At 62.3% G+C, this 11649-nt stretch carries 11 protein-coding genes; 7 read left to right on the top strand and 4 right to left on the bottom strand.

Annotated features, from left to right (window positions below):
- Positions 1-536 precede the first annotated feature (536 nt).
- Both GNZ13_RS12935 and GNZ13_RS12930 read left to right on the top strand, forming a co-directional pair.
- Positions 537-890, top strand: coding sequence for a BON domain-containing protein (locus GNZ13_RS12935; RefSeq protein ID WP_172164530.1), 354 nt, complete (start codon positions 537-539; stop codon positions 888-890).
- A gap of 353 nt (positions 891-1243) precedes the next feature.
- A complete protein-coding gene (locus GNZ13_RS12930) occupies positions 1244-1492 on the top strand; it encodes a hypothetical protein (protein ID WP_172164527.1) in 249 nt (82 codons plus the stop codon).
- Positions 1493-1503: 11 nt separating this feature from the next.
- Here the strand turns inward: GNZ13_RS12930 and GNZ13_RS12925 are convergent, their stop codons facing one another.
- Positions 1504-2292, bottom strand: a complete 789-nt coding sequence (locus tag GNZ13_RS12925) for a sulfite exporter TauE/SafE family protein (protein WP_172164524.1) — start codon at positions 2290-2292, stop codon at positions 1504-1506.
- Between the two features lie 306 nt (positions 2293-2598).
- The gene (locus GNZ13_RS12920) at positions 2599-3252 is read right to left on the bottom strand and encodes a LysE family translocator (RefSeq protein ID WP_172164521.1); all 654 of its coding nucleotides are present in this window, start codon (positions 3250-3252) and stop codon (positions 2599-2601) included.
- A 295-nt stretch (positions 3253-3547) separates the two neighbouring features.
- Between GNZ13_RS12920 and GNZ13_RS12915 the strand changes: the two genes are divergently transcribed.
- The 4 genes from GNZ13_RS12915 (at position 3548) to GNZ13_RS12900 (ending at position 8431) form a co-directional block, all read left to right on the top strand.
- Positions 3548-4441, top strand: coding sequence for a LysR substrate-binding domain-containing protein (locus GNZ13_RS12915; protein ID WP_172164518.1), 894 nt, complete (start codon positions 3548-3550; stop codon positions 4439-4441).
- Positions 4442-4662: 221 nt separating this feature from the next.
- On the top strand, positions 4663-5640 hold the full coding sequence (locus tag GNZ13_RS12910) for a hydroxymethylglutaryl-CoA lyase (RefSeq protein WP_172164515.1): 978 nt from the start codon (positions 4663-4665) through the stop codon (positions 5638-5640).
- Complete coding sequence (locus GNZ13_RS12905; protein WP_172164512.1) at positions 5637-6893, top strand: CaiB/BaiF CoA transferase family protein; 1257 nt, start codon at positions 5637-5639, stop codon at positions 6891-6893. The genes GNZ13_RS12910 and GNZ13_RS12905 overlap by 4 nt, the downstream gene beginning before the upstream one ends.
- Positions 6894-6946: 53 nt before the next feature.
- Positions 6947-8431 carry an MFS transporter gene (locus GNZ13_RS12900; protein ID WP_172164509.1) on the top strand — a complete coding sequence of 495 codons (1485 nt, stop codon included), beginning with the start codon at positions 6947-6949 and terminating at the stop codon, positions 8429-8431.
- A 50-nt stretch (positions 8432-8481) separates the two neighbouring features.
- Here GNZ13_RS12900 and GNZ13_RS12895 read toward each other — a convergent pair whose 3' ends face one another.
- Together GNZ13_RS12895 and GNZ13_RS12890 are read right to left on the bottom strand one after the other, a co-directional pair.
- The gene (locus tag GNZ13_RS12895) at positions 8482-8622 is read right to left on the bottom strand and encodes a hypothetical protein (RefSeq protein ID WP_169486169.1); all 141 of its coding nucleotides are present in this window, start codon (positions 8620-8622) and stop codon (positions 8482-8484) included.
- An 894-nt stretch (positions 8623-9516) separates the two neighbouring features.
- Positions 9517-10500: a helix-turn-helix domain-containing protein gene (locus GNZ13_RS12890; RefSeq protein ID WP_172164506.1), complete on the bottom strand. Its 984-nt coding sequence runs from the start codon at positions 10498-10500 to the stop codon at positions 9517-9519.
- Positions 10501-10826: 326 nt separating this feature from the next.
- On the opposite strand from GNZ13_RS12890, the gene GNZ13_RS12885 reads away from it, so the two are divergent.
- Positions 10827-11603, top strand: a complete 777-nt coding sequence (locus tag GNZ13_RS12885; protein ID WP_172164503.1) for an SDR family NAD(P)-dependent oxidoreductase — start codon at positions 10827-10829, stop codon at positions 11601-11603.
- Positions 11604-11649 lie beyond the last annotated feature (46 nt).

Raw genomic sequence — 11649 nt, 5'->3', positions numbered from 1 at the left:
TGGAAGCACTTCAAGTACCACTGGCGGCGATTCGCGACGTGGACGAAAGAAACCATCGATGCGGAGCTGGAAATTCTGCTCAACGGATATGGTTCGAAATTCCAAGTAAATTTTTCGTGAACACTTAATATGAACGGCGCATGAATAAAACACGGTCCATGCCTTCATGGCAACCAGCAGGCACCCCGACGTATGACCAAACCCTTTGCGCTTCTGGCGCGACTAGATTAAATTGTCGATCGCTGCCGCGAACAGACGTTTGCGCGGCGTGACCCGGCACGGCAGACAAGAACCGGGCGCGCTGGCGGACTTCGCGGCTTGCCGGCTCTCGTACCGCATTGCATGCGTGACATCGCATGCGACTAAGTATGCGGCTAACTTCAGCCGGCCTCTCTCGCCTCTCGCACACCGTGTTGCAGCCATAGTCGGCCGTCGCTGAGCCGCGCCTCGTCGCGACTGAAAAGCATGGCCGCCCGTAGTCGTAACGAAGCCGCTTTTACATGCGGTCCAATGTGTAGCTAAGGAGAAGAGAAACTATGAAATCGGTCGGTTTTCTGAAAACGCTGGGCTCGGTCGTGGCGATGGTGGTGGCGTGCAACGTGTACGCTCAGACAAGCGATGCAACGGCTACGGGCACGACCGCAGCGCCGGCTGCAAGCACCAAGGCCGTCAAGAAGGCCAATAGCCAGTTGGGCCGCAAGGTGCGCGCCGCGCTCGCCAAGGCGCAAGGCATCGACGTCTCGAGCATTGCCGTGCGTGCTCGTGGCGGCGCGGTGACCCTGACGGGCTCGGTGCCTGCGCAAGGCCAGATCGACGCTGCCGGCGAAGTGGCCAAGGGCGTCGCCGGCGTGACGTCGGTGTCGAACAAGCTGACCGTTGTTCAGCAGTAAGGCGGCTGCATTGAGCAGGCCGCAATAAGCGGCCTGGCCCAAGCAGCGTGCAACAAGCGGCTTGCAACACGCGCACGAGGCGCCGGCAGGCGCGGAAGGCTGCATCGGGTGGTGTATGCGATTCGATATCGCTATGCGCTATCGTGATGTATGCCAGTGCGAGGGTTCCGGCGAATAACCGGGGCCCTTTTTTTCGCTTTATTTTTCGTAGCGGTGATTTTTAAAACGGTGATGATGGCTTCGACCTGTTACGGGCTGAACGCCAGCACCGCAACGGCCAATCTGTGCGCTGTGACACACAATTGACGCGTCGTGAAGCGTACTGTGATGCGAGCGGAACCGGAGCCAACGCCATGGAAATCACGCCTTTGCGCTATACCGATCTGCCGATCAGCGATCGGGCGGCTTTCGAGCTGGTGTGTGCGCGGCACGGATTTGCGCCGGCGCATTTCGACATCAGCGCCTGCCCGGATCCGGGCGATGCCGCGCACGAGCGCCTCGTCACGGTTCGGCGCGGCGGCTGGGCGCAGTCCTATCACGACCATCACGGCCAATGGGTCAGGCAGTTCGAGACCGATCTGACCTGCAGGTTTTTCAAATAGAGCGGCTTGCTCTATGCCAGCACGAGGCGCACGCCGACCAGCGTGAGCGTAGCGGCGAGCACGTTGCGCAATAGCGCGTCCGGCGCGCGCGACGACAGATAACTGCCGATCGCGATGCCCGGCAACGACCCCACCAGTAGCGACAGCAGCATCGACCAGTCGACCGAACCCAGCAGCCAATGACCCGCGCCCGCCAGCAGCGTGAGCGGCACCGCATGCGCGATATCGGAGCCGACGATGCGCGTGGTCGGCAGCAACGGATACAGCAGCAGCAACACCGTCACGCCGATGGCGCCCGCACCCACCGACGTCAGCGACACCAGCACGCCCAGCACCGCGCCGGTCAGCATGGTGAGTGCGAGGGTGCGGCCTTGCCTGGGGGCGCGCTGACGGCGCGCGCCGAGCGCCGCGAGTTGCGGGCGGAAGATCAGCGCCACGGCGGTCACCAGCAGCGCGACGCCGAGCACGATCTGGATCAGCCGGCTCGTGCCCGGCGTGTCCATCCCGTACCGATGCAGCAGGATCAAGGTGACGGTTGCGGCCGGTACGCTGCCGGACGCGAGGCGCAGGGTGATCTGCCAGTCGACGGAGCCTTTCAGACCGTGCACCAGCGTGCCGGTCGCCTTGGTGGCGGCCGCGTACAGCAGATCGGTGCCGACCGCGGTGGCCGGATGCACGTTGAACAGCAGAACCAGGATCGGCGTCATCAGCGAGCCGCCGCCGACACCCGTCAGTCCGACCAGAAAGCCGACGAACAGGCCGGAGACGGAATACAGCAGATTGATATGGGGAAGAGCCATTGAGCAGACCGCTGACGGTCGGGTGGGTTGGACAGGTTAGGCGGCAAGGCCGGTGCGCGCTTGCCTTCGAGCGTCGGCGAATGTCGGCGACAGGCCCGCGGCGGCACGGCGAAAGCCGCTATTGTCGCAAAACTGCCGCGCTTGCGTAGAAAGTGCTACGACAGGCCTAGGTGCGCCGCCTGCATCCGGTTCTCTATGTGGTGGTTTGATGGCGATTGCCGGTGGGGTGTTCGTGGCGTTGCGCGGTCGCTCGTGAGTCCGAAGGCGTGACTCTGAGCGTCCTTGCGCGGCGCTGCTAAACCTCATTCAAAGCGCGCGGCGAATCTCGACGATACCGAACGCCGCCAGCGTGAATCCGACGATCCGGTCGATCGCCACGCGCAGCTTGCTGCCGATCGCATGACGCGCGAGCGACACCACCGTCACGAGAAAACACCACCACGCGATCGAGCCGCAAAACACGCCGCCTACCGTGGTCAACGCGATGCTCGATGAAAACGCCCCACGCGGCGCGAGCGTCGTGAACAGCGCGGCGAACATGATGACGGTTTGCGGGTTGGTCAGCGTGAGCAGCAATGAACTCGCATACGCGCGCAGCGCGCCGGCGCGGCCCACCTGCGCGAGCTTGCCGTTGCCGTCGCTGCTGCCATTGCCGTTGGCCGTGTCGGCGGGCGCTTTTTGCAGCAAGGTACGCACGCCGAGATAGAGCAGGAACAGACCGGCGAGCAGATGCAAGGGGCGGTCATAGGCGAGCATGAACTGCGAAATTCCGACAAGGCCGAGTGCCGCGATCAGACCATAAACCGCATCGCCGGTCGCAATGCCGAAGCCGATTGCGAGCCCCGCGCGCGGACCGCCCGTCAGCGTGCGGCGAATGCATAGCATGCCCATCGGGCCGACCGGCGCGGCAATCGCGAGGCCGACGCCGGCCGAGGTGATGAAGAGACTGGCGGTTGACATGGGCAAGCCTTATGGGTTGTTCTGTTTAGTGGTTGATCGCGTGCGGGCGGGCGTCAGGCCGGCGCGCCCCCAAGCATAGCCAGACCGAAAATCCCGAGCAAGGCTGCGGGGACCAAGCAGCGCGAACCCGCACCGCGTCAACCTACGCAGTTTGACACACGGTCAGCCCTCACAACCTGGCGCGCGATCGACGATGCGAACCGGCGCGCCTGCCGTGGATACCCTGGGACGGACTCGGCCGCCACCTTCCTCGGGCATAATTTTCCCACTTCAAACACCCAGGGCACGCCCGTTCATGTGGCAAATCGATCAGGTGACGTTGCGCTTGTTCATCGCCGTCTGCGAGGAAGGCACGATCGCGCGTGCGGCTGAACGCGAGTTCATCGCGCCGTCCGCGGTCAGCAAGCGGCTCGCCGATCTCGAAGCGCTGGTCGACGTCGCGCTGCTCTCGCGCAGCCAGCGCGGCGTGCGCGCGACCGCCGCTGGCGAGACGCTGCTCAGACACGCGCGGCTCATCATGCGCGGCCACGAACGGCTGCAGGCGGAGCTCAGCGAATACGCGGCCGGCGCGCGCGGTCAGGTACGGGTGCTGGCGAACGTGTCGTCGATGGTCGAGTTTCTGCCTGAGGCGCTGTCGGTGTTTCTGAAGGCCAATCCGCAGATTCGTGTCGATGTCGAAGAGCGTGTCAGCGCCGAGATCGTGCGCGGCCTGGAAGAGGGGGTGGCCGATCTCGGCATCTGCCGCGATGTGGTGCCGATGGGCAGTCTCGATGTGCTGCAGTATCGATCCGATCATCTCGCGCTGATCGTGCCGCGCGATCATCCGCTGGCCGGAGAGGCCGCAATCAGCTTTGAGCAGACCCTGGCGTTCGATCATCTCGGGCTCGCATCTAACGCGTCGGTGAATGCGCTGATGCAGCGCATTGCGGTGGAAAAAGGCCGCGAGCTCAACTATCGAACCTATGTATCGACCTTCGATGCCGCCTATCGTTTTATCCAGGCGGGCCTTGCCGTCGCGATTCTGCCGAGCGAAGCGCTGCCCAGGCATGCCGCCGATGAATACGGCATCGTCGCCGTGCCGTTGCGCGAAGCGTGGGCAGAGCGGCGCTTCGTGATCTGCATGCGCGATCGCAATGCGCTGACGCTGACGGCGTCGCATTTACTCGACCATCTGCTGCGCTCGGTTTGAGCGCCGGCTAGACGTCCTCTCAACACCCTCAGAAAATCCCTTAAGGGTTTCCCCTTTTCGGCGGCGCACGCCCGTCCCGCTTGCCTGCGCCGCCATCGCGAGCGGCGATGGAGTGCGTCGTCAACGCAGACTTTGCCGTGTGGCCGCGGGCGGGCACGCTGTCACTCAGTTGCTTCCATCCCTCGCATTCCACTCAAGATTCAAGACCGGGATTCAAGACCATGAGTGACACCCAGAAGCGCGTCGTCGTGACCGAAGTCGGCATGCGCGACGGCCTGCAAAGCATCGCACGCACGATGCCCACCGAGTTCAAACGGCGCTGGATCGACGCTGCATATGCCGCCGGCGTGCGGCATATGGAAGTCGCGTCGTTCGTGCCGGAGAAGCTGTTGCCGCAAATGGCCGACGCCGACGAAGTGATCGCCCACGCGCTCACCTACGACGAACTGATCGTGACGGCGTTGGTGCCGAACCTGAAGGGCGCGCAACGTGCGCTCGAGTCCGGCGTGCATCGGATCGTCGCACCGATTTCGGTGAGCACGGCGCATAGCCTTGCCAATGTTCGCAAGACGCCTGTCGAGATGATCGAGTCGTTTGCCGCGATGCGCGAACTGATCGATAACACGGCTAGCGCGAACGCGCGGCGCGTGGAATTGATCGCCGGATTGTCGACGGTGTTCGGCTGCACGCTGCAAGGCGCGGTGCCTTACGCGGATATCGCCGCGATTGCGCGTGACGCGTTGCAGGCGGGCGCTGATGTCATTGCGCTCGGCGACACCACCGGCGAAGCGACGCCGCGCCAGGTCGGCGAAATCATCGAACTGGTGCGAGAGGTCGCGGGAAACAAGCTGCGCTCGCTGCATTTCCACGACACGCGCGGCCTTGGTCTCGCCAATACGCTGATAGCGCTGCAGCACGGCATCCGTGAATTCGATGCGTCGCTGGCCGGCCTCGGCGGCTGTCCGCATGCCCCGGGCGCAACCGGCAACGTGAACACCGAAGACCTGGTGTTCATGCTCGACAGCATGGGCTACGACACCGGCATCGACCTCACCAGACTCATTGCGTCGCGCGACGTCCTCGCCGACGCGCTGCCCGGCGAACCGCTGTACGGCTATCTGGCGCGTGCTGGTTTGCCGAAGCAGTTCAGTGCCGCCGCTCAACGTTTTGAACCTTCCGAATCACAGGTGCTGCAATGACTCCAGTTTCTTCTACGTCTGCCTCTTCCGCTTCTTCTGCACCTGCTTCTTCGGCGGAGCAGCAGGGCGCGTTGCCGCTTGCGGGCATTCGCGTGGTCGAGTTGTCGCATATGGTGATGGGGCCGACCTGCGGGATGATTCTTGGCGACCTCGGTGCCGAAGTCATCAAGGTCGAGCCACCGCGTGGCGATGGTACGCGCCGTTTGCTCGGCACCGGTGCGGGTTTTTTCCGTACCTTCAATCGCAACAAGAAGAGTGTCGCGCTCGACCTCGACAGCGAAGCGGGATTGGCCGCGCTGCACAAGCTGGTCGATACCGCGGATGTATTCGTCGAAAACTTCAAGCCCGGCCGAATGGCGAGCCTGGGTCTCGATTACGCGTCGCTGCGTGAACGCAATCCCAGGCTGATCTATGTCTCGCACAAAGGCTTTCTGAACGGTCCGTACGAACACCGTCTCGCGCTTGACGAAGTCGTGCAGATGATGGCCGGCCTCGCCTACATGACCGGACCCGTGGGGCGTCCGTTGCGTGCGGGCAGTTCGGTCAACGACATCATGGGCGGCATGTTCGGCGCGATCGGCGTGCTTGCCGCATTGCACGAACGGCATACGAGCGGACGCGGCAAGGAAGTGCAGAGCGCGCTGTTCGAAAACTGCGTGCTGCTTTCCGCGCAACACATGCAGCAATTCGCCGCGACTGGCGTGCCAGCTGCGCCGATGCCCGAGCGCATCAGCGCATGGGCGGTCTACGACGTGTTCAAGCTTGCCAACGACGAGCAGATGTTTATCGCCGCGACCGGCGACGGCCAGTGGCGCGCGTTGTGCGCGATTCTCGGCCGGGCCGACCTGCTGGCCGATCCGCGCCTCGCGACCAACAACGACCGCGTGCTGGCGCGCGAGTGGTTGCTGCAGACGCTCGGCGAAACCTTGAGTCGTTTCGAGGGTGTTGCGCTTGTGCCGCTGTTCGAACGCGACCACATCCCCTTCGCGTCGATCACGAAACCCGAAGACCTGTTCGACGATCCGCATCTGAACGAGAGCGGTGGCCTCGCGCGATTGACCCTCGATGACGGAAGCGAAACCGCGATGCCTTTGCTGCCGATTTCGATGGACGGTGCGCGTTTGCAACCGCGCCAGCCGATCGCCAAGATCGGCGAGCACACCGCCGAAGTGCTGCGTGGTCTGGGCTACGACGAAGCGCAGATCACGGCGTTGGGCGGTGGCGTGGCGCAGGTGCCGCAAGAAGCAGCGTGAACATAGTCAATCAATCTCATCCGGCGTCAGACCGGAATTCATGGAGACAGACGATGAAATCGTCGAATCATGCGGTGTATGCGACAGCGGTCGGCGATGCCGGCGCTCTGGGTGGTTTGCCCTCAGGCGCCGGCGCATCGGCGGGTGGCCGCGCTGAAGAAATCGCGCTGGACGGTGCGCGTATATCCGCGCGGCTCGACCGTTTGCCCGCCACGCGCTCGATCTGGCAACTGGTGATGCTGCTGAGCCTCGGCCTCTTCTTCGAACTGTACGACCTGATGTTCTCCGGCTACATCGCGCCGGGCCTCGTGCGCAGCGGCATCCTCACCGCGACGACGCACGGTTTGTTCGGCATCAACGGCGTGGCGAGTTTCATTGCGGCGTTATTCGCGAGCCTGTTTATCGGCACGGCGGCATGCGGTTTCCTCGCCGACCGTTTCGGGCGGCGTGCGATCTTCACATGGTCGTTGCTGTGGTACACCGCGGCCAACATCATCATGGCGTTTCAGGACACGGCGCTTGGGCTCAACCTCTGGCGTTTCATCGCGGGGATCGGCATTGGTGTGGAGATCGTGACGATCGGCACCTACATCTCCGAGCTCGTGCCGAAGCATGTGCGCGGCCGCGCGTCGGCCTTTTCGCAGGCGGTCGGTTTCTGCGCGGTGCCGATCGTCGCGTTTCTATCGTATTTGCTGGTGCCGCATCGTTACTTCGGTCTCGACGGCTGGCGTCTGGTCGTGCTGACCGGCGTGATGGGCGCAATCGTGGTGTGGTGGATTCGTCTGCGTTTGCCGGAGAGTCCACGCTGGCTCGCACAGAAAGGCCGCATCGAGGAAGCCGACGCGGTGATGAAGCGACTCGAAGCGCGCGTCGAACGAGAATATGGACGGCCCTTGCCGGAGCCGGCGTTGCCTGAACCGGTGCGTGCGCGTGCGGCGTTTCGCGATCTGCTGGTGGCGCCGTATCGCAAGCGCACGCTGATGCTGATCATTTTCCACGTGTTCCAGACGATGGGTTATTACGGCTTCGCGAACTGGATTCCGACGTTGCTGATCAAGCAGGGCATTACGGTCACGACGAGTTTGATGTACGCGAGCATCATTGCGATTGCGGCGCCGCTTGGACCGTTGTTGGGGATGCTGATTGCCGACCGCTTCGAGCGTAAGACGGTGATCATCTGCATGGCGGCGGTGAACGTGGTGTGCGGGCTGCTGTTCAGCCAGGCGCGGGAGACGGTGTTGCTTGTGAGTCTTGGGGTGTGTCTTGTGCTGGCGGGCAATATTATTTCGTACAGCTATCACGCCTATCAGGCGGAGCTTTTTCCGACCAGTATTCGGGCGAGGGCAGTGGGATTTGTTTATTCGTGGAGCCGGATTTCGGCGATGTTTTCCGCGTTTGTGATTGCGGGGTGTTTGAGCCGCTTTGGCGTGAGTGGGGTGTTCGTGTTTATTTCGGGCGCGATGGTGGTGGTGATGGCGGCCATCGGAACACTTGGGCCGAAGACGCGGGATGTCGCGTTGGAGGATATTTCGAGGTAGTGCCTGGGGGATGGTTGATGCCCGCCTGGCGGGGCGGGCTTAGTGCTTTCTTAATGTTTCTTTTGCGTTGCCGATACGGTTGGTGCCACGCGGATCGGCGGCGCGCCTGAAGGTGTCGTGGCCGGTGTAGGTTTCTTGGCCTGCTTCGGTTTCTTTACTTCGCGGTTACTGCGCATTTGACCTTTTGCCATGATGGGCTCCCCAATAGGCTTTTATCGCTCCGCGAGGGAGCAGGAGGGTAGTGTGCGCTGATTTTTTGGTTTATGGGAGGGGTTTTGGTTTTTTTTGCCTTCGCGGCGCGTTTTGTTTGTTTGCCTACGGCGTTGGGGTTTGCTTGGTCTGTTTGCCTGCTCGGCGCTTGTTTGTCTGTCTGCCTACGGCGTTGGCCTTTCCTTGAGTTCTTATTGGTTTATTAGCGTCGCCCCTGTGCGGGGCGGGCACTTACTTCTCTTTGCCGCCGCAAAGAAAGTAAGCAAAGAAAGCGGCTCCAACTGCCAACTCTTAAGCGGGTCCCCTGGCTTGGAGGAGGTAGTGGTGCATCTGGAATCCGTGTCCTCGCACATTCGGCGCGAGTGACAAAGGGCTCATCAGCTCCCACTCCGCACTGCGTGCGTCGCGGATGGGACTGCATGGGAAACCGGCGGTTTCGTTGGGGCGTGGTGGGAGCCATCGGCTTCGCCTTGGCGAAGTGCCGAATGGAGCGCGAGTGCGAAAACGTAGTGGTCGGTTTTACGAAGTGCTCTTCGGCGCGCGTAGCGCCGCCGGAAGTATGACTGCCTTGTCACTCGCGTCGAATGCGCGAGGGCACGGATTCCAGATGCACCACTACCTCCTCCAAGCCAGGGGACCCGCTTAAGAATTAGCGGTGTGAAGCCGCTTTCTTTGCTTACTTTCTTTGCGGCGGCAAAGAAAGTAAGTGCCTGCCCCGCACAGGGGCGACGCTAATAATCCAATATCAAATCAAGGAAAGGCCAACGCCGCAGGCAACCAGACAAAACGCGCCCGCAGGCAACGAGATCAAGGATCAAGGAAAGGCCACCGCCGCAGGCATACAGAAAACAAGCGCCGCAGGCACAAAACCACCCTCAACCCCTATGACTCTTACTGCGCCGCCAGGTCTCCGACGGCAACTCCCCAAACTGCCCCCGATACTCGTTGGAGAAATTCCCAAAATGCCAAAACCCCCACCGCGTAGCGACCTCGGTAACAGACCCGGAACCGCGCAATTCGCGCCGCACGTGATCAAGCCGAACAGCTCGCATATACGCTGAAGGATTCACCCCAAGCGTATCCTCAAAGGCATATTGCAACGTGCGCCGGCTCGCGCGAAACCGTGCACATAGCTCGGCCACAGACAGCGGGCAATCGGGCGATTCTTCCACCAACTCGCGAACCCCCCGCACGAGCTGCCAATTCCGCGCGGTGCGCGCCTCGACATTCCCGTGCGGATCGGCCCCCCGCATCCCCTGCAATGCCTCGGCAAGACCAAATATCACCGACTTCTCGAACGCTTCCGCCACGCCGGCATGATCGAGCAAAGTCGGCGTCGCAGCCACGGCGTCGAGCATTTGCTTTAGCACCTCGCGAAAGCCCTGCAACCTCGCCGGATCGACATTCAATATGCCAGGCCTCGCGCCCAGCAGCAGCGCAATTTCATCGAGCTGCGAGCGCGCCACCTCATCGCCAATCGCGCCAGGCTCAACCTCCAGATTCACCACGACGTGCTTGTCGGGCGATAAAAACTCGAACCCGCCATCGCCGGAAAACACATGCAGGCCATCACGATGACTCGTCTGGCCGCACAGCAATGCATGCCCTTCGAGTTGGAACGGAACGCCCACGGCCAGCTTGGATCGCGCTACCTGGCCGCGTTGATAGACCGCGCGGTTCAGGCGCTCCACCAACACCCGCACACCGCCCGCGGCGAACGAACTCACCGAGCCGTCGAAGGCGCCGCGCGAAATCTGGCAATAGCTCTGGTTCCACGCATCGAGCAACATCGCCTGCTCGTCGATGTTCCGGCAACAGCGAATCTCGACGGCGCTGCTTGTCTGATTGACCGGCTGCATAGCTTCTCCCGATTCTGTTGGCGCTCCCCGAAAGCCTCGTGTCGGTCAGTGTATGCGAAAAAAAACATGCGTCGCAGTATTGGAGCAACCCGTCCAGGGCGCACACCCGCGGCTTCCCGCCCCGTGTCCGCACAGATCACGAACCCGGCGGCTGCCAGATACGGCAAGCGTTCACGTCTAGATGTAATGCATTTGTCAGTAAGCCGAATTTTTACGGGATTTTTACTTTTTTGCCAATTTTGGATAGTCGCCGCTTTTTGCTGCACCTACTTTGTGCATAACGTAATGCAACGCTGATGCACCAGACATTGGAACGGGAGTCACGCATGAGCAGATCGGCAGGCAGGCTGGAAGGCAAGATCGCAATCGTGTCAGGCGGCGCAACCGGTGCGGGCGGCGCGGCGTCGCTGCTGTTCGCGCAGGAAGGCGCGCAGGTTGCGGTGGTCGATATCAATACCGATGCGGGCGAGGAAGTCGTGACCCGAATTCGCGCGGCAGGCGGCACAGCCGAACTGTTTGCCACCGATGTGTCGAAGCGCGAAGCCGTGGACGCCTCCGTGGCGAACATCATGGCGCGCTTCGGGCGCATCGACGTGCTGTTCAATCACGCCGGCAGCATCGTCGTAAAGCCGTTCATCGATACCACCGACGAAGACTACGACTGGCTCATGAACGTCAACGTGAAAAGCATGTTCATGATGACGCGCGCGGTGCTGCCGCACATGCTCGCCGCGGGCGGTGGTTCGATCGTCTGCACGGCGTCGATTTCGTCGGTGGCGGCCACGCCGCTCGAGGTGCTGTACTGCACGACCAAAGGCGCGTGCGCCATGTTCGCGCGTTCGATTGCCGTCGAGTATCGCGATCGCGGCATTCGCTGCAATGCCGTGTGCCCCGGCTTCATCGATACGCCGCACGGACGCCGAGAAATCAGCGCGCTCGCCAAATATGGCTTCGATGCGAGCGAGGCGGCGCTGTCGGTGCAGCAGGGCCGTCTGTGCGCTCCGGAAGAAGTCGCGCGCGCCGCGCTCTTTCTCGCCAGCGACGACGCCAGTTTCGTCAACGGCGCACACCTGTACGTGGATAACTGCTTCACGGCTGCGTGAGCCGGTCCTTCGTCGCGCGGTCACGCCTCAGCATCGCTTAGCCGCT

Origin of the sequence: Paraburkholderia elongata (assembly GCF_013177735.1) — a bacterium.
GTDB lineage: Bacteria > Pseudomonadota > Gammaproteobacteria > Burkholderiales > Burkholderiaceae > Paraburkholderia > Paraburkholderia elongata.
The sequence above is the reverse complement of the archived record's forward strand: the minus strand, read 5'-3'. Positions and strand labels throughout refer to the sequence as shown.